Here is a 19,075-nt window from a genome sequence, read left to right as displayed (position 1 = left end):
TACAGTGCATAATTCATCGTCATATGATGGAGCAATTGGTCGCTTAATTGAAGCATTTTCAAAGCTTCCAGGGATTGGACCTAAAGGCGCTCAGCGTATTGCGTTTTACTTACTTTCTTCCTCGGATAAAGATGTTCAAGAGCTAATAGACGCAATTAATAACATGAAAGAAAGTGTGCGTTTTTGTGATGTATGCGGAAACGTATGTGAGCAGAGTCCTTGCATAGTATGCGCAGATCCTCGGCGTGATCATAGCAAAATTTGCGTAGTTGAAGAACCTAAAGACATTATGAGTATTGAGCGAACTCATGAGTATTCAGGTGTTTATCATGTTCTTGGTGGTGCAATTAACCCAATGGCAAATGTTGGGCCGGGGGACTTAGCAATTACGCAATTACTTGAACGTCTTAAAGATGCAAAAGTTCAAGAAATTATTCTCGCGCTTGATCCTGATATAGAAGGTGAAGCGACTGTTACGTATTTGGCTCGGTTGCTCAATCCTCTAGGAATTAAAGTTACTCGTTTGGCAAGTGGATTGCCTGTTGGTGGAGATTTAGAGTATGCGGATGAGATCACTTTAGGTCGTGCATTTTCTGGTCGTCAATCTGTGTAATTTTGAATATTGTTTTTATGAGCACAAATCATTATTAGTAAATAGGGCATAGTTGGTAGTCTGATATTGAAGCCATTATTTGGCATATCCTGTGCGTTTATCAATATTGACATGAGCAAGGGGTAAAAATTGTCGCTTATCGTACAGAAATACGGTGGTTCTTCTGTAGCGGATACGGATTCCATACAACGTGTTGCCAAACGCATTCTTTCTACAAAAGCAGCAGGCAATGATGTTGCTGTTGTAGTTTCAGCGATGGGAGATACGACTGACGATTTAATTGATCAAGCAATGAGTGTAAACACTCATCCTCCTGCTCGCGAAATGGATATGCTTATGACAGCAGGCGAACGAATTTCTATGAGTTTGCTTGCAATGGCTATTCATGCTCAAGGATCTCATGCTTATTCTTTTACTGGTTCTCAAGCTGGATTTATGACAGATACTCAGTTTGGAGCTGCGCATATTCGTGCGGTTAAGCCTGATCGTGTCAGAAGAGCTCTTAGCAAAGGCAGTGTTGCAATTGTTGCCGGGTTCCAAGGAATTAACGAAGTTGGAGATGACACGACTCTCGGTAGAGGCGGTTCGGATACTTCCGCTGTAGCGCTTGCGGTTGCTTTAGGTGCTGATGTATGTGAGATTTACACGGATGTAGATGGAGTATTTACTGCGGACCCACGTATTGTGCCAACTGCAAAACGTATTCCTGTAATTGATTATGATTCAATGCTTGAAATGTCATCTTGCGGCTCGCGCGTGCTTGCGTTGCGTTGTGTTGAGTACGCTCAGCGTTTTGGTATGCCTCTTCATGTTAGAAGTTCATTCTCACATAGGAACGGAACGCTTATAGTTCCAAATAATATTAATCCGAACGATTTGCCTAATCTGAGTTAGGAAATACAAAACTAAATATTAATAGATAATGTCAAATAATCTTCGAGCTTAAAGGCGGTAACAATGGTAAACCACGATATTCTTTCGACTATGGGCGATTTATTTCCTGATTTAGGTCCGGAAACCCCTGTTATCTCTGGCGTTGCTCATGATCGCAGTGAGGCAATGATTACGGTTCGCGGTATTCCAGATATTCCTGGTATGGCTGCGAAAGTATTTACAACTCTTGCAAAAGCAAATGTAAATATTGACATGATTGCGCAAGCAAGTGCTTCTACTGGTACAGCAGATATTTCTATTACTGCTCCAGGAGCATCAATGGAAGCAGTCCGTAAAGTTCTAGAAGAAGCGCATGATGAATTGAAATTTACTTCTATGGATGTCGTTCCAGTAGTAGGAAAAGTAGCTGTTGTTGGTGTTGGTATGAAAACACATTCAGGCCTAGCTGCTACCTTCTTCACTGCGCTAAGTGAACATGGTATAAATACTTTGATGATTTCTACTTCGGAAATTCGTATTGCTGCCATGGTTCCTGTTGAACAAATTGATGAAGCTGTTCGCGCTTTGCATACTGCTTACGGTTTGGACGCAAGTCAGGTTGAAGCAGTAGTGTACGGCGGAAGCGGGCGCTGAAGCAATTTAAATTATTAAATTAATAAATTAACTAAATTATTTAAATTGTAGAATTGTAAAAACTGTAGAAATTATACGTGCTTACTTTTAAGGGAGTCTCGATGACAATTATCAACGAAAAAGGCGTGAACGTGGCAGTACTTGGCGCAACTGGCCAAGTTGGTATGGTAATGCGTCGAGTGCTTGACGAGCGAGATTTCCCAATAAAAGATTTACGTTTTATGGCTTCCGCTCATTCTGCTGGTACAGTTTTGCAATATCGTGGCAAAGACGTAGTCGTAGAAGATGTAGAAAAAGCAGATTTGCACGGGATTGACATAGCTATTTTTTCTGCAGGCGGCGGAACTTCAAAAATTTGGGCTCCGAAATTCGCTGAAGCTGGCGCAATTGTAGTAGATAATTCTTCGCAATGGCGTATGCATAACGATGTGCCTTTGGTAGTTGCGGAAGTAAACCCTGAAGATTTAGATACTATTCCAAGAGGAATAGTAGCAAATCCAAATTGCACAACTATGGCTTGCATGCCTGTATTAAAGCCGCTTGCTGATGCTTTTGGATTAAAACGTTTAATAGTTTCGTCTTATCAAGCTGTTTCTGGTGCCGGTCGAGCCGGTGCTTTGCAACTCATGAATGAGGCTCAAGCTGCATTAAACCAAGGAGCAGATAAACTCGTTTTCGACGGTAGCGCAATAGATTTCCCTGAGCCTACAAAAGTTGCTCGTACTATTGCTTTTAATGTAGTGCCTTTTATTGGTTCAATAGTTAATGACGGATCTGAAGAAACTGACGAAGAACAAAAATTGCGCAATGAAAGCCGTAAGATTTTGCATTTGCCAAATCTTGCAGCCTCATGTACTTGTGTGCGAGTAGGTGTTTTCACTGGTCACGGCATGAGCGTAAACGCTGAGTTTGAGCATGATGTAACTCCAGACATGGCTCGCGAAGTATTGAGCAAGGCTCCGGGAGTCGAGCTTAACGATATTCCTACTCCTCAGCTAGCAGCCGGAAAATCTGCAAGTTATGTTGGCAGAATTAGGAAAGATCAAGCAGTAGATGGAAATAAGGGATTGGCACTTTTTATCACTAACGATAATTTGCGAAAAGGTGCTGCATTAAATGCTGTGCAATTGGCGGAAATTATTGCTAAAAAGCGTAATTTCCTAAACTAATTATGGTTATATTGCGCTCGCGATTATGTAAGATTTTGCGTAAACTGGAATTATGTCAATAGCATCTGAAGAAATACAGCAGCAACTCGATCGTATAGTGGCACTTGGGTATCCAGATGTGGCTGATATGAGTGCCAATGCTTTTCGTAAGTTGGCAAATCCTATATTATGTGCGCTTGAAAATAGTAGTTTAGGTGCGAATATTTTATTGATTCCTACGCGTGAATTAGTTTCGCCTGAATCGTTGATTTCTCGGACGAGTATTAATCGCATGGCTGGATTCACTACTATGCCTCCGCGAGATATCATAAGTTTTCTTCCTAAAGACGGGTATGAGTTTCCTGAAGGTCCGTTCTATATAGTTGTCGATCCGCATACTGGCTCATCGTATTTGAATCGAGAGCCTGATGTTGCTCGTAAGCTTATTGATTCTGATGAGCGTTTGCCTCTTACGCTGGAAGAAGGGCTTGCTATTGCAACACAACATCCAGATTGGCTTGAAAGCAAGAATGGATTTAATTTGCTTGGTTCGCAAAGCGCAGATGGGCGTGTGCCAAGTATATGGATGAGTCAATGTGCTCCGCGTTTAGGTGCTGTCTGGCCAAATTCTCGTCATACTTGGCTTGGTAATGCGTATTGCATGGAAAGATGTGGAGTGTCATCGCTGAAGTAAGTTAGCGAATTTTGCGCTCATTTAGTAAAATAGTACGAAATATAACGGTAGATAATACAAATAAATAGAAGTTGAATTTTTATAGTTTCTCATATTGTGAAGGTGTGTTGTGGCATATATAACTTTTGATCATGTAGTGAAAGAATACCCATCAGGTTCTGGTGCTGTGCGAGCTTTAGATGATGCCAGTTTTACTGCACAGAGCGGTGAGCTTACAGTAATTTTAGGTGCATCTGGCGCGGGAAAAACTACAGCATTAAATATTTTGGGTGGTATGGATACTGCAACAAGCGGTCGTGTTGTTGTTGGCGATTGCGATGTTACTAAGCTAAAAGGTCGTAATTTGGTTCGCTACCGCAGAGAAGACATTGGTTTTGTTTTTCAATTTTATAATTTAGTTCCAAATTTAACTGCTCTTGAAAATGTAGAGTTAGCTTCGCAAATTTGTGCAGATCATTTTGACCCTGCTCAAACGCTTATCGATGTTGGCTTGAAAGAAAGACTACATAATTTCCCAGCTCAACTTTCTGGCGGTGAGCAGCAACGCGTATCTATTGCGCGCGCTCTTGCTAAAAAACCTAAATTATTGTTATGTGACGAGCCTACTGGTGCCTTGGATTATGAAACAGGTAAGGCAGTATTGCAATTATTGCAAGATATTTGCCGAACTGAAGGCATGACAGTGCTGATTATTACTCATAATGCTGCCATTGCTCCGATGGCTCACAAAGTTGTTCGTTTCCGTTCTGGAAAAGTTGTAGACGAAACTGTGCAAGAACATCCTATGGCTATAGCCGATATTGAGTGGTGATTAGGTGGTTGTTATGCGGAAAGTAACAGCGGTTTCAAAGCAATCTGATAATAAAAACGCTAATAATGGCAGTGAAGGTAAGCGTACGCACTCATTGCTGCCAATAGTATTTATTAGCGCAATTAGAATGTGGGTTCGCGAATGGCGTCGCTTCTGTGTTCTTGCGGTTATTGCAATGCTTGGCGTTGCTGTTATGACTGGTATTTATGCAGGCTGCAACGACATGTTTCTCGCTACTAACGATATGTATGCGAAATTGCATGCTTATGATTTGCAAATCGTATCTACTCTTGGTTTAACTAAAGACGATGTTGCAGCATTACGCGCGTTGCCAAGTGTGAGTGAAGTTGAAGCAGAGCGTTCTTGGAAAGCAACAGCGCACGCAACAGATGATGCAAAGTCTTCATACGCAATGAATTTCGTGCATTATGTAGAATCGCAAAAAAATCTTAATCGTTTGCATTTGCTTAAGGGCAATATGCCTAAAAATAATAGTGAAGCTGTTGTAACTCAGCGATTTTTACACGATAGTGGCTTGAGCATTGGCAATGTGATAGTAGTCAACATGCAGCAAAATGTGGGCGTTGGAAATCTTGATTCTTCTAATTCAAAGTCTAAAACTTATCGTTTGCGCATAACTGGTAGCGTGCTAGATAGTAACGATTTAAACAATCCTGATGGCTATCAATCTAAAGCATTTCGCAACTCTGTGACGTCTAGATATCCAATATTTACTTCTGCTGCTCCTGATAACGTGACCGGCTTGCCGTATACAGCAATATCGGTACGTTTGAATGATACTCAACATGTCAATGTTTTTTCTAAAGATTATCGGGGCATTGTCGACGATGCATCTGAACAGATTCAAGAACGCGTGCAATCTAAGCGAGAAACAGCTCGACGTAATCAAATTATCGACAAACAAGTTAACTCAGAATTAAAAAACATTATTGCAAACGATCCTAGGCTTCAGCGTGCTCCAGATTTTGTTAAAGAGCAGGCAAAAAAGCAAATTCGTAAACAAATTAAGTCAGAGATTCAAAAACGTGTTCCTCAAGCTCAATGGCATATATCTACTCGTATAGCTAACGATAGTTATGCGAGTTTGCGTTCTGACGTTGCTTCAATACAGTCACTTGGATACGCTTTCCCGGCAGTATTTCTGGTTGTAGCAATGATGATGAGTTTAACTGCTATGGCTCGTATGGTTGAAGAAGAGCGAGGGCTTATTGGCACATACTTAAGTTTGGGATACGGTCGTTCTACTGCAGTAACAAGACATGCTTTCTTCGCAATATTTGCGTGCTTTGTTGGCGGCGGAATTGGCGATATTATGGGTTTTCTTGCAATCCCTTCACTTTTACTAAAAATCTTGCGTGGTTTATACGCTGTGCCAGACGTTAGGTTGAAGTATGACTGGCTATATGGCTCTTTGTGTGTGCTAGCATTTGTGATTCCTGTTGCAATATGCACAATCGTTGTTAGTTGGCGAGAAACAAAGCAAGTTCCTGCAGCTTTGTTAAGACCAAAAGCTCCAAAAGCTGGTTCTCGCGTTCTTCTTGAAAGGTTGCCTTGGATTTGGAAGCGAATGAGTTTCTTAAATAAGGTTACTGTTCGCAATTTGGCGCGATTTAAAGGCAGATTGTGCATGACTATTGGTGGAGTTGCTGGTTGCACAGCGCTTATTGTTTGCGGTCTTGCTTTGAACGATACTGTTGCGACCTTGGGTATTCGCCAATACGAGGGAATTTATCGATACGATATGATTTCTATCTCGGCTCCAGGATCTTTCCAAAATATGAAGAAAAGCGTTGAACAAGACAAGTCAAATAATAAAGTAGAAACTATACTTCCAGCTTATGTGGGCTCTGGAGAAATAGCTAAAAATCAATCAAATAAGTCGCATAGTCGTCATGTTGAGGATGCTGAAAGCGTGCAGTTGATTGTTGTAAAAGACACAAAAACTTTGTCTTATCTTGTAAATTTACAGGATGTGGGCAATAATTTGCAAGCTATTAAACTTACAGATGAAGGTCCGTTGCTTTCTCAAAGCGCTGCTGCATCTCTGGACATTACTCGTGGTAGCGAAATTAATGTGACGAATACTAGTTTTAAACGTGCGAAGGTTAAAGTTAAAGCTATTGTTCGTAATCTTATCGGTTCTAATATTTACATGACTGAACATTGCTACGAACGCTTATTTAATGGAGAAAACAGTAAGCTTTTGAAACATAATGCGTTAATTTTGCGTTTGCGAGGTAGCGATAATAATAAAATTAAATATGCCGACAAGGTTTCTGAACGTGACGGTGTGCTTGCTGTTATGAATATTACGCGTATGAAGCATGCTTTTAGTTTTGATCTTATGAATGCTGTTGTTGCTTTAATCGTAACTTTGGCTGCTGGCTTAGCTTTAGCTGTGCTTTTTACTCTTGCAAGTACTAATATTTCGGAGCGTACTCGCGAAATGGCTACGCTGAAAGTTCTTGGTTTTTATCGTAGAGAAGTTCATTCCTATGTGCATAAAGAAATGCTTACTTTAACTGTTATCGGCATTGCAGTTGGATTGCCATTAGGAAGGCTTATTGCAGGATTGTTGACTAGCGCGCTTCGTATGCCGTCTTTGTATTTTGAAGTTGAAGTAGCTCCTTTAAGCTATTGCATTGCTGGCGTTGCAACACTAATTTTTGCGTTAATTGTGCAATGGGCTACCAACCCAGCTTTGGATCGCATAGATCCAGTAAGCTCACTTAAAAGTGTGGAATAGTTGCGCGAATTGTGGAATGCGTAATGAATAGTTAAGGGTTCCTATAAAATTAGGAATTCGTGGCTATTAAGGAACGGAGTTGTAATAATGAGTGAGACTGTGAATAGTGACATTAATGTAGGTTCTAAACAAACAGAATCTGCAGAGACGCACAATAGCACATCTTCTCATAATCAATCTTCAAACCAATCTTCTCGCGTATCTGCGCAAGAAAATGCAAGTAGCAACGCAAACCAAATGGAGCGTAGTCTTACCAAGCGTCATGTGCAATTTATTGCTATTGGCGGCACAATTGGAACAGGCTTATTCCTTGGTTCTGGAAAATCAATTAGCTTAACAGGTCCGAGTATTGTATTCGTTTACATTATTGTGGGCTTGATTATGTTCCTGCTGATGCGTGGCATTGGTGAGCTAATGTACAAGGATCCAAACCAGCATACTTTTATTAGTTTTATTACGCGTTATCTTGGCAGAGGTTGGGGTAATTTTGCCGGATGGTCGTATTGGTTTGTGCTTGTACTTATTGGTATGAGCGAAATTACGGCAGTTAGTACGTATTGTGTCACATTCTTCCAAACTTTCGATATTGACGTAAGTCATTGGAAATGGCTTATAGAAGTAGTATTTTTAGCGGCTTTAGTATGCATAAATTTGGTAGCTGTAAAGCTATTTGGGGAAACTGAGTTTTGGTTCTCAATGATTAAAATTACGCTAATTGTTGCTCTTATTGTTACAGCCGTAGTTATGGCTTTAATTGGTTACCATTACTCTGCAACTCCTTTGCATGGTGGTGTAATGAGTCCTGCTGGTCACGCTGGATTAGATAATATTTTCAACAATTTCTCGCTTATGCCAAATGGCTGGCTTTCCTTCTTGATGAGCTTCCAAATGGTGTTTTACGCGTACCAGCTTATTGAGTTTGTTGGTGTGACTGTTTCGGAAACTAAGAATCCTCGTCAGGTTTTACCAAAGGCTGTTAATGAGATTATTGTGCGCGTACTAGTTTTCTATGTTGGTGCTCTTATAGCGATTATGCTTATTGTGCCGTGGCAACAGTTTAAAGCTACGAATGCGGAAGGCGTATTTATGTCACCATTCATTATGGTGTTCCAATACGCAGGATTGCATTGGGCTTCTGCGCTTGTGTTCTTTGTGGTTATTACAGCTGCTTCTTCTGCGCTTAATTCTTTGCTGTATTCTGCTGGTCGCCACATGTATCAGATTGCGCTTGAGTCACCTTCGCCTCTTTTGGGTAAGTTGCGTAAGGTTTCACGCACGAAGGTTCCTGCTCGCGCGATTTTGTTCTCGTCTGCTTTGATTCTTCTTTCGCCAATTATTAATTCGATCCCTGGTATTCATGGTGCGTTTATTTTGTTTGCTTCGGCTTCTTCGGCAGTGATAATCATGATTTATATTTTGATTATGGTTACGCATCGTAAATACCGTGAATCTGCTGATTTTATGCCAGACGGCTTCGTTATGCCGCATTATAAGCTTTTGAATTCTCTTACTATAGCGTTCTTTGCTTTTGTGTATGTGACTTTGTTTATTAGCGACGATACGCGAGCTTCTGCAATTGGCGGACTAGTGTGGCTCGTATTGTTCGGCGGATACTGCGCCTTACATCAACATTGGCAGAATCGCGATTTAGCTGAAGCTTTGGGGAAGTAAGGTACTTCTTTACTTGATTTCTGTTATGCTTGCTGTGTGCGAATTATTGTTGCAGATTGCAGTGCAGAGTATACAGGTAGGTTAAACGCCACGCTTCCTTTAGCTAAGCGAGTGTTGCTTATTAAAGCAGATGGCAGCGTACTTATTTTTTCTGAGCTTGGTGCGTATAAACCTCTTAATTGGATGGTAGCCCCTTGTAGTATGCGTGTTTTACGTAAAGAAGATAGCGGCGAATCCGATGCTGGCGTTGTTGTAGATGGCTGTATTTTGCGTGTTGCTGCCGCTAAAAGCGATGATTTGCTTATGGTTTCGCTCGAGCATGTTTATAGCGATAATACTTACGATTTGGGTGAGGATCCTGGCTTAATTAAAGATGGTGTTGAGGATCATTTGCAACGTTACTTGGCTGAGCAGATTGAACGAATCGGCGATGGTGCAACGTTGGTGCGCCGTGAGTATCCTACGGCTATCGGCCCAGTGGATATTATGGCTCAGGACGCGGATGGTGTACATGTCGCTATTGAGATTAAGCGGCATGGCGGTATCGACGGCGTTGAGCAACTTACGCGTTATTGTGAGTTGCTGAATAGAGATCCGTTACTTAAGCCGGTTAGAGGTATTTTTGCTGCGCAAACTATTAGTCCGCAAGCTCGCGTTTTGGCTGAGGATCGTGGATTTACTTGCTTAATATTGGATTACGATGAAATGCGTGGAGTCGAGTCCAACGATCTTCGTCTGTTCTAAATATGTGTTCTAAATATGTAAAAACCCCTCGGGAAGGAGGGGTTTATTATTTATGAATCGCTAGTTAATTTTGCAACAGTTTGCAAAATTACAAATCTCACGAAGCATAGAGAATATCGACTACAAAGTACAGCGTGGCATTTGCAGGAATAGTTACGTTTCCGCGCGCGTCCTTCTTTTCTTCTTTACCGTAGCCATCTTCTGGTGGGATTACCAAAAGAACTTGGGAGCCAACTTTCTTTCCAGTTAAGCCTTTAGTCCAACCAGGGATTACTCCTCCAGCAAGTTGGAAGTCTGCAGGTATGCCACGAAGCCAAGAAGAATCAAATTGATGCAATTTGCCGTCTTTATCAGTAGTCCAGCCAGTGTAATGAGCAGAAACTGTGTCTTTTGCAGTTACTTTTTTGCCGGTTCCTTCAATCAAAGTCTGAGAAACAAGCTTTCCGTCTGGAACGTAGTTATTTTTATCTAAGGTTGGTGCTCCAGATTTATCAAGAGTTACCTTCGGCAAATTTGCGGGAATATTCGTAACAGCCTTGCCCGTTGCTCTAGTTATAGCCTTTGATCGCGAAACCATTGTAAGAACCATAACATATGAAGGATTTTTATATCCTTCACTTACGCCAAAAGCAATAGTTGTATTAATTTTCTTGCCTTTAATCAAAGCGTAATATGGGCGGCTTGTAGAATTTTTATTAATGTAAATCGAGCAATCAACTTTGCCTTTTTCCCAAGTATTCATAAGCTCTTTGCCGGTTTTGGAGTCGAACACAATGCCCTGAGAGCATACGCGATCGCCTTCTTTAATTGTTTCTCCGTTGCCTCGTTGCAAAACAGCATAAGTATTTTGCTTTACTTTTACAGGCGTTTTCAGCGTTATTTTAGGCTTTTTCCCAAGTGCTCCAGATGCGCTTACGCCTTCCAGCAACTGCATTCCAGCTTTTTGAGCGTTCTCATCAGTTAAATTGTTTTTGTTGTTGGAACTTTCTCCGCATGAAGCGAGTACTACACACATTGCCACTGCACTAATAGTTGCAAAAGTGCGAAGCAAAAAGGATTTTTGTTCTAATGTTTTGATTTTTTTCATAGCCTCACATTACCGCTTGACGCTGATTTTTACATCAAAACATGCAAGTAATATTAAAAGACTGTAGAATGGTATCGTTATGACAAATATAGAAGATGCTTCTGATGCAGAAGGACGACCAATGCGACGACCAATGCGACGGCTCACTTTGCGCAGTAAAATCATGCGCGGCGTTGTAGCTCCATTTTTTGCTTTGCTTGCAGTATTAAGCGTTGTTCTTGGAGTTGCTAACGCAACATTTTGGAAGCCTAGCAACGTTGTTATTGCGTACGCTAACGTATCTGGAACTCGTTATATTGTCACTGATCCTGGTGTTTTGAATCTTGTAGATAACAGGGTTCGTATTAGTGTTGCTGCTTTGCATACGCGTAAGCCTATTTGTGTTGCTGTAGGTTTAACGAAAGACGTAAGAGGCTGGGTGGCAGGTTCTCCAGTACAAAGAATTACTGGTTTGCGTGATTGGGATAATCTTTCAGTTTCTGAAGTGTCTGGTAAAACCTCTGTGCAAGCGGGTGACTCTGTGGACATTAAAGATCCTGACGTAAAATTCCAAGAATCTAATTTATGGCCTATAGTTACATGCCAGCTTGGTTTAGCGAAATTGGCAATAAATACTGCAGATTATGTTCAATCTTCTGGTTCTGCGTCATACGATCATGCTGTTGCAAACGGCACAATGTCTAAATCAGGTACTCGCTCTAGTAAGTCAAATAGCCCTGATACTGCTTCTTCCGCGCTGCGCTCGCAGGCTGCTAGACGTGTTTTGCTAATTGATTTGGGGGATAATGTACCGGAAGCTTCCATAGAATTGCGGTGGCGTCGTAATCAAATTCCAGATTTTGCAACGCCTTTATATTTTGTAGGCGCGCTTTTTGCAGTATTAGCTATACTTTCTGCAACTATTTTTGCAATGGCTCCGCATCGTCGTCGTAATAAGCAATTAATAGCTAGCCGTTCAGGAGCGTTGACAGTAAAGTCTGCACAGCGTGACGAAGTCACCTTTGCTGAGGCGATTTCTGGAACCATGTCTGGTATTTTTGGTCACAAACGACACAAGAAGGATTCTGGAAGTCACGCAAGGCATGGGGGTCATGCGCGTCGTCGCAAAGATTCAATGCAAAGCGGCGACTCAAATGGTATGCAAACTCGAATTGCGTCTGCTTCTACAGCAGTTGCATCTACTGATTCTTTGGCTGAAACTACTGTTATTGCGCAAGATGAAATGCTTGCGTTTGCCACACGCTTTATGCAGCAACATGACGATAATTCTTATTTAGATGACTTAGGCAATGCTGATGATGAATTTAATGATTTGCACAATCAGGATGCTGCGGCAAACGGGGAAGATTTAGCAAATGCGGAAGATATAGGGAATGCGAAATATTCTGGAAATTCAGCAGAATCAGCAAATTCAGAAAATAAGCAATATAAGCGGAATTCTCAGAATATTAAGACTCCGCGAAATAAGAAAAAATCTTACGCAAGCGCGTCGGATGGCAATAGTCTGAGTGATCATAAGGATAAGCGTCAGCAGCAAAATAAGTATGCACAGCAGAATAACAAGAGGCGTAACCGTCAGAACGATAGAAACAATGCTAATAATTCTGAAAAGTTTGCAAAGAAACGTTTAGAAACGGTCAAGCCTTCAGATAGTAATAGCAAGATTTCACATGAATCTAGTAAGAAAAAGCTTAATGATCGCGAAAACTATCGCAACTCAGAATCAAACAAACGTCAAAATTCGTCTAAAAATAGCAACGATAAGCAGTCTCGCATAAAACGAAATGGGTTTAGAGGAGACGGCGGTAACGGTCGCTACAGAAAAAATGGGAAAGGCTACCGCGGTAATTCTTCAAGTGAGCGAGGAAATGAGTAAAATGCGTAATAGTAATGTCGATATTCACCGAGTAAAAAGTAAAAATAGAGGCGTATTGCGCAACAACGTAGTCACATTAATAGCATGTGTTGTATCAACGGTTATGGTAACCGGATTATCTGCTTGCGATGGGCAGGTGCCGAAACCTGCTGAAGCGCGTAGTAATCAAGAGTTACCTAATGTGACTATGCTGCAAGAAAAAGATATCCGCTTGGGGTTGCTTCGCACTCTAGAAAAGGCAAACGACGAAAAAGATGTGGATTCATTATCTCAAGCAGTTTCTGGACCTGCTCTCGATATTCGTACGAGCGAGCTTACGATTGCAAACAAAACTGGAAACTTAGATCCTAAGGCCACTATTCCGCGTGAAGCCGCGCAAACTATTGTGCCAACTAATTCTGGTTGGCCAAGAGATTTAATGACTATTACAACTACTACTAAAGATCAGCAGTCAAAACGTTTGCTGGTTTTACGTCAACAGAGAGCGCGTTCGAATTATAAACTTTGGGCTGTTGCGCGCTTATTCCCTGGAGTGCATCTTCCTAAATTTGCTGTGCCAAGTATTGGTTCTTCAATGGGTAAATCTAACGATACTGGTTTGGTGATGACTCCAGATGAAGCGGTAGCTGCGTACGCTGACGTTTTACAAAATGGTGAAAACAGCAAGTATGCAAAGCATTTTGCTGACGATTATTTGCGTAAAAAGTTAGTTGAACTTTCTAAAGCAGTGCAAGCTGGAATGGAGCGAAATAAAGGCTCTCAAGAACAAGTCTTTACACCAAATCTCAAACAAATAAGCATTATGCGTTCAAGCGATGGAAGTGATTTGGTTGTTGCGCGCATAGATTCTGTGTGGACTCGTAAAGCTGGTGAAGGGCGTGAATCTCGTCCTGCTTCTGATGAAGAAAAAGCATTATTTGGCGACGGTAAAGCAAAAGGTACTATGCGAGTAACTTACGTAAATGTTATTGCTCTAGTAGTTCCTCCAGCTAGTTCTCATATGAAGATTATTCCTGTTGGTGCTGAGCGTCAGCCTATTAAGGTAGAAGCTTTATAAATTTTGTAAGTGCAATGTAGTGTGCTTGGAAAAGAGGAAAAATGGTGAGTAGTAAAGCGCAAGGCATGAATCCTGGCGGATTTTCGCTTGCTGGGGCTGTAGATTTAGAAGGCGTAAAGCGTCGTGTAGAAGCTCAAGCTAAGCAAGCTGCTAAAGCTGCATCGGGTTCTACTGGTTCTTCTGCTCCAAAAGCTGGCGGCTATGTAATCGATGTTAATGAGCAGTCTTTTCAGGCGATGGTGCAAACGTCTGTAAGTTTCCCAATTGTTATTTTGCTTTGGCAAGCTAATGACGAGGCCTATTATGATGTGGCACAGAAATTAGCGGATGCTGTTAACGCGCTTGACGGTCGTATGCAGTTAGCTCGTATCGACTCTGATGAAAGCCCAAGTATTGCTCAAGCATTGCAAGCGCAGCAGCTTCCTGCAATTTACGGTTTAATTGGCGGACGCCCTATGCCTATTGCGCAAGGTTTACCTAGCGATGAGGAATTACAGCAGATTTGTGGCACTATTTTGCCGCAATTGGTTCAGGTTGCTGAACGCTCTGGTGTTGCTGGAACTGCTCCTTTTGTGGAATCCTCGGTTGAGAAAAAGTCTGAAACGTCTAAAGACTCAGATCAAGATAGTTCCGAGAATAATTCTGTTGAGAGTGTTCCACCTGCTCATGAGCAAGCTCATTCGCTTGCTATGAAGGGTGATTATGAAGGTGCTGCACGCGAGTATGCAAAAGTAATGGAAGCGGACCCTCATGATGTGCTCGCATCGCGTGAACATGCAAAAGCTTTGTTGCTTTCGCGTAATACTAATACTGATGTTGCTGCGGTTAGAAAGGCTGCTGGCGATAATAAGGATGATTTAGATTCGCAGCTTGCAGTAGCAGATGTAGATATGATTGACGGTCATATTGATGACGCTTTTGGGCGACTGCTTGACTTCCTTGCATCTGGTCATAAGAGCGATGCGGATGCTATTCGTTCTCGTATGCTTGAGTATTTTGCCATACTTCCTGCAGATGATGAGCGTCTTGCGCGCGCTCGTCGCCGTCTTGCAATTCTTCTTTACTGATTATTGCGCGATGACGCATTTTTGACGACTTATGTAGTATTAAACAAAAAAGCCAAGAACCACAACAATCGTGAGAAATTTGTGTGATTCTTGGCTTTAGTAGCGGGGCATGGATTTGAACCATGGACCTCTGGGTTATGAGCCCAGCGAGCTACCGAGCTGCTCCACCCCGCGTCGGCTACTTTTAGCAGCTCTATCTACGATAGGTGCAAATTTAGATTTGTCAACTTTCGGGCGTGTCTCGCTGTATTTGGTTAGAATTTTACGATTCGTGCACATGCGTGACATAGGCACAATAAACATAAACAAGTGTGGAGTATAATAAACATATGCCTATTAAGATTCCTGAAGGATTGCCAGCGCGAAGCATATTAGATGCTGAGCGAATTTTTGCATTGGAACGCCCAGAAGCAGAACAGCAGGATGTTCGACCACTTCGTTTGTTGATTTTGAATCTTATGCCCAAAAAAATCGAGACAGAAACTCAGCTTTTGAGACTCATTTCTAAGTCTCCTTTGCAAGTCGACGTCGATTTTATGAAAACTTCTACGCATGTATCAACGCATGTTAGCACTGATCATTTAGTAAAATTCTATGAAAATCTTGACGCACTTCGTAACAACTATTATGACGGATTTGTTGTGACGGGCGCTCCTGTTGAGCATATGGAATTTGAAGATGTCGACTACTGGCACGAATTTACGCAAATTCTTGACTGGGCATCAACACACGTTTTCTCAACAATGTATTTGTGCTGGGGTGCAATGGGTGCGCTTTACTATCGATATGGCGTAAAAAAGCATGTTCTCAGCAAAAAAGTTTTTGGTGTGTTCCCGCAATATTTGCAGGATGAGTACTGTTTCCTTACAAATGGTTTTGATGAAATCGCTTTACAACCGCATTCTAGAATAGCGAGTGTTGATGTTGACAGCATTTCTGCAGATCAGCGTTTGCAGATTCTTACGTATGGTCCCGAATCTGGTCCGGGCTTAGTTGCTACGCGTGATTTTTCTGAAGTTTTTGCCCTAGGGCATTGGGAATACGGCAAAATGACTCTTGCGCAGGAATATGAGCGTGACATGTTAAAAGGTTTGAGCAACGTTCCATTTCCTTACAACTATTTCCCTAATGATGATCCAAAATTAGAGCCACTATTTTCTTGGCGCGCGCACGCGAATTTGCTTTGGCGCAACTGGATTAATTGGGTGTACGAAACTACGCCTTACAATCTTTCTGATATTCCTCATTTAAGAACTGCTGGAAGGCTTGGAACTGAACGTTCTATAAGACATGAGCCAGCTTCTCCGCGCTCCGATAATTTTTATCCATTTGACGGAGTTAAGTACGGTATGAATAAATAAATTTTGACGTTGCGTAATTTTATGTACAAGCAAAGAGTACAATCAGCAATTAGATATATTTTTCGTTTCGTGCCCCGCGCCTTACGAAATATGAAACATATGATCTAGTTTGATATATATGCCGCGAGAATGATTGAATTGAGTATGTGAGTGAGCGGCACTGAATTGAGGCGTGTGAACGAATTGCTATAAGGAGGCACTTATGGATGTAATGGTTGATGTTTTACAGAAGACCACAACTGTAGCTTCTACTGTAGCTTCGAATAAACCAGAGCTACCTAATATTAGTGAGTTTTTGCCTCCAGAAATTTTGTTCCAAGGCACTCCATTTGCCATGAATCGCATTATTTTAGTGCGCTTACTTATGGCAGTAGTAGTAATGATTATTTTTGGAATTGGTGCTATGCGAGCAAAGGTTGTTCCTGGCAGATTCCAAAGCGTGCTTGAAATTTTGATGGATTTTGTGCGCTACAACATTGTTTACGAAATGATTGGCGAGGAACGCGGCAAGCGCTATGTGCCAATGATGTCCACATTATTCCTCACTATTTTCTTCTTTAATCTTTGTTCTGTGATTCCAGGATTAAATATGGCTGCAACCGCAACCATTGCTTGTCCGTTGGTATTTGCTTTGTGGGTTGTTTGCCAATATCTTATTGCTGGCATTCGCGAAAAAGGTTTTTTGCGATTCTTCCGCGAAGCATTGTTCCCAGCGGGTGTGCCATGGCCGATTTACTTTATTCTTTCGCCATTGCAGCTCATAGAATTAATAATTGTGCGACCACTTTCGCTTACAATTCGTTTGTTTGCGAATATGATTGCTGGCCATTTGCTGGTGGCCACTTGTTTAGTATTCACCAATTTCTTCGTGGTGGATTCCAGCAATAAACTCCTTGCCTTAGGCGGTGCTTTGTGGCTGCTTGGTGGCATTCTGTTTACCCTATTCGAAATTATGGTAGCTGGCTTGCAGGCATTTATTTTTACAGTGCTTGCTTCAGTCTACATTTCGGAAAGTTATCCGGAAGAGGAAGAAAAGTCTGCTGTTGTAGCTGCTTAATAAAAGTAGTTTAGATTTTCAGATTTTACATATCTTACGGGTTTATACTGGTTACTGTTTCAACAGAAAGGAAACCAATGAATAGTATCATCGCTCTTGCAGGTTTGACCGGCAACCTGAGCATTCTTGGCTTTGCTGTAGCAACTATTTCCCCTGCACTCGGCATGGCAATAGTAGTGTCTAAGGCTATGGAATCTACTGCACGTCAACCAGAGGTTGGCAACCGCATTCAGCTGTTTATGTTCGTCGGCTTGGCATTTATTGAGGTTTTGGGCTTGCTTGGCTTCGTTTCCTACATTATGGGAGCCTGAACAAAACTCACAATGCACAACACGAATAGTGTTGAAAGAATAGAAAGGACAAGCCATGGCATATGCAGCCGGAAGTAATAAGTTGGCGTTGTTCTTGCCTGAGCCTTATGACGTACTGTGGTCATTAGTAGTTTTGGTAGTTCTTGCAGCGTTTTTCTACAAGTTTGTTATGCCTAAATTCCAGGCAATTCTTGATGAGCGTGCAGAAAAAATTGAAGGTGGAATGGCCAAGGCTGCTAATGTGCAGCGTGAAGCAGACGAATTAAAGAGCCAGATTGAAAACGAACTTTCTCAAGCTCAAACTGATGCTGCAAAGACTCGTGAAGAGGCTCGATCGGAAGCTTCAAAAATTATTGGCGAAGCTAGACAACGCGCTGAAAAGGATGCTGCGAAGATTATCAGTGAAGCACAGCATTCTATTGAGGCTCAGCATAAGCATGCCATGTCCAGCCTCCAAGGAGAAGTGTCGGTTCTTGCAGCAGCTTTAGCTGGCAAGATTCTTGCATCCAAATTGGATGACGATACCGTCAGCTCCAAGATTATTGATCATGTAATCGATGAAGTTGGAGACACTAAAAATTCGGATCAAAGCAAGTAAAGTAATGTACAAAACTGAATAATCGCAAAATAAAATTACGGTTATTTCATTTTGTATTATTTGCATTACTTCGTTTTTTACAGAAACGAGGAGGTAAGAATGCCAGAAAAGGCATCGCGAGCAAACGATAGTTTGTCGCGTTCTTCGCTTGCTCAGGCCATCTCAGATGCGCACGATGAAGCGCAGCGCATTTCAGACGAGCTTTCGTCAATGATGGACATGATTGATAAGTATCCTGAGCTTTCTGATGCGATTACTGATCCGAATAGGTCTTCGGAAGATAAGTCTCGCCTTATTGACGAGCTTATTGGAGGTAAGGCGCACCCTGTTGTATTGCGCATTATGCATTATCTAGTAGGAACTTGGCACGGAGGTGCCGAAAGCGGTAAAACCGGTAGCTTCGGTGGTGCTTGGTCAGGATTTGAGCGTGAGGCTGGAGAAACATTGGTTACAGTCACTACTGCTCAGCCGCTTACAGATAAGCAAATTAAGCGTTTGATTGAAATCTACAGCAATAAGTTGGGTCATCGTGCATACATTAACCCAATTGTGGATCCAAACGTGCTTGGTGGTATGCGTATACAAATCGGTGATCAAATAACCGATCGCACCATGTTGATGCAGCTTAAGCAGTTGCAGCGTTCTGCGCGAAATGGTGCTTGGACACAGGCAGTGAAGTAGTAAAT

At 41.8% G+C, this 19,075-nt stretch carries 18 protein-coding genes and 1 tRNA gene; 17 read left to right on the top strand and 2 right to left on the bottom strand.

From position 1 onward, the window contains the following. Positions 1–4 precede the first annotated feature (4 nt). From recR to nucS, 9 genes are all read left to right on the top strand, one after another. Entirely contained in the window at positions 5–613 is a 609-nt protein-coding gene (gene recR / locus P0108_RS01765; protein ID WP_421782927.1) for a recombination mediator RecR, read from the top strand. Positions 614–742: 129 nt separating this feature from the next. Further along, positions 743–1,507, top strand: coding sequence for an aspartate kinase (locus P0108_RS01760; protein WP_004109991.1), 765 nt, complete (start codon positions 743–745; stop codon positions 1,505–1,507). A gap of 63 nt (positions 1,508–1,570) precedes the next feature. Next, positions 1,571–2,140: an ACT domain-containing protein gene (locus P0108_RS01755; RefSeq protein ID WP_004105778.1), complete on the top strand. Its 570-nt coding sequence runs from the start codon at positions 1,571–1,573 to the stop codon at positions 2,138–2,140. 101 nt (positions 2,141–2,241) lie between these two features. Next, positions 2,242–3,309: an aspartate-semialdehyde dehydrogenase gene (locus P0108_RS01750; protein WP_473730706.1), complete on the top strand. Its 1,068-nt coding sequence runs from the start codon at positions 2,242–2,244 to the stop codon at positions 3,307–3,309. 52 nt (positions 3,310–3,361) lie between these two features. Beyond that, a complete protein-coding gene (locus P0108_RS01745; RefSeq protein ID WP_004109989.1) occupies positions 3,362–3,982 on the top strand; it encodes a DUF5701 family protein in 621 nt (206 codons plus the stop codon). A 109-nt stretch (positions 3,983–4,091) separates the two neighbouring features. Further along, complete coding sequence (locus P0108_RS01740) at positions 4,092–4,793, top strand: ABC transporter ATP-binding protein (protein WP_004105770.1); 702 nt, start codon at positions 4,092–4,094, stop codon at positions 4,791–4,793. Between the two features lie 13 nt (positions 4,794–4,806). Continuing rightward, a complete protein-coding gene (locus P0108_RS01735; protein WP_473730705.1) occupies positions 4,807–7,560 on the top strand; it encodes an ABC transporter permease in 2,754 nt (917 codons plus the stop codon). Between the two features lie 237 nt (positions 7,561–7,797). Further along, positions 7,798–9,231 carry an amino acid permease gene (locus P0108_RS01730; protein ID WP_410311024.1) on the top strand — a complete coding sequence of 478 codons (1,434 nt, stop codon included), beginning with the start codon at positions 7,798–7,800 and terminating at the stop codon, positions 9,229–9,231. 36 nt (positions 9,232–9,267) lie between these two features. After that, positions 9,268–9,975, top strand: a complete 708-nt coding sequence (gene nucS, locus P0108_RS01725) for an endonuclease NucS (protein WP_064621458.1) — start codon at positions 9,268–9,270, stop codon at positions 9,973–9,975. Between the two features lie 97 nt (positions 9,976–10,072). On the opposite strand, the gene P0108_RS01720 is transcribed toward nucS, so the two are convergent. Then, positions 10,073–11,062 (bottom strand): FKBP-type peptidyl-prolyl cis-trans isomerase, encoded by a 990-nt coding sequence (locus tag P0108_RS01720; RefSeq protein ID WP_012913749.1) that lies wholly within the window; start codon positions 11,060–11,062, stop codon positions 10,073–10,075. A gap of 79 nt (positions 11,063–11,141) precedes the next feature. Between P0108_RS01720 and P0108_RS01715 the strand changes: the two genes are divergently transcribed. Genes P0108_RS01715 through P0108_RS01705 form a run of 3 tightly spaced genes read left to right on the top strand, consistent with a single transcriptional unit; the run spans position 11,142 to position 15,062 of the window. Beyond that, complete coding sequence (locus tag P0108_RS01715) at positions 11,142–12,938, top strand: hypothetical protein (RefSeq protein WP_410310938.1); 1,797 nt, start codon at positions 11,142–11,144, stop codon at positions 12,936–12,938. Continuing rightward, positions 12,931–13,995, top strand: coding sequence for a DUF8094 domain-containing protein (locus tag P0108_RS01710; protein WP_004109972.1), 1,065 nt, complete (start codon positions 12,931–12,933; stop codon positions 13,993–13,995). Before P0108_RS01715 ends, P0108_RS01710 begins: the two co-directional genes overlap by 8 nt. A 41-nt stretch (positions 13,996–14,036) precedes the next feature. Continuing rightward, on the top strand, positions 14,037–15,062 hold the full coding sequence (locus P0108_RS01705; protein WP_064621456.1) for a tetratricopeptide repeat protein: 1,026 nt from the start codon (positions 14,037–14,039) through the stop codon (positions 15,060–15,062). 100 nt (positions 15,063–15,162) lie between these two features. On the opposite strand, the gene P0108_RS01700 is transcribed toward P0108_RS01705, so the two are convergent. Beyond that, positions 15,163–15,236, bottom strand: a tRNA-Met gene (locus P0108_RS01700). A 155-nt stretch (positions 15,237–15,391) separates the two neighbouring features. Between P0108_RS01700 and P0108_RS01695 the strand changes: the two genes are divergently transcribed. The 5 genes from P0108_RS01695 to P0108_RS01675 all read left to right on the top strand — a co-directional run bounded on the left by P0108_RS01695 (position 15,392) and on the right by P0108_RS01675 (position 19,070). Beyond that, complete coding sequence (locus P0108_RS01695; RefSeq protein ID WP_064621455.1) at positions 15,392–16,423, top strand: homoserine O-succinyltransferase; 1,032 nt, start codon at positions 15,392–15,394, stop codon at positions 16,421–16,423. Positions 16,424–16,625: 202 nt separating this feature from the next. Beyond that, positions 16,626–17,480 carry a F0F1 ATP synthase subunit A gene (gene atpB, locus P0108_RS01690; protein WP_004109952.1) on the top strand — a complete coding sequence of 285 codons (855 nt, stop codon included), beginning with the start codon at positions 16,626–16,628 and terminating at the stop codon, positions 17,478–17,480. A 77-nt stretch (positions 17,481–17,557) separates the two neighbouring features. Then, a complete protein-coding gene (gene atpE, locus P0108_RS01685; RefSeq protein WP_004109950.1) occupies positions 17,558–17,791 on the top strand; it encodes an ATP synthase F0 subunit C in 234 nt (77 codons plus the stop codon). Positions 17,792–17,846: 55 nt separating this feature from the next. Further along, positions 17,847–18,389 (top strand): F0F1 ATP synthase subunit B, encoded by a 543-nt coding sequence (locus P0108_RS01680; RefSeq protein ID WP_004109948.1) that lies wholly within the window; start codon positions 17,847–17,849, stop codon positions 18,387–18,389. A 99-nt stretch (positions 18,390–18,488) separates the two neighbouring features. Continuing rightward, positions 18,489–19,070, top strand: coding sequence for a F0F1 ATP synthase subunit delta (locus P0108_RS01675; RefSeq protein WP_004574172.1), 582 nt, complete (start codon positions 18,489–18,491; stop codon positions 19,068–19,070). Positions 19,071–19,075: the final 5 nt, after the last annotated feature.

This window comes from Gardnerella sp. c10Ua_244 (assembly GCF_055818055.1).
Note: the sequence above shows the minus strand (reverse complement) of the source record. Positions and strands in the feature narration are given on the sequence as shown.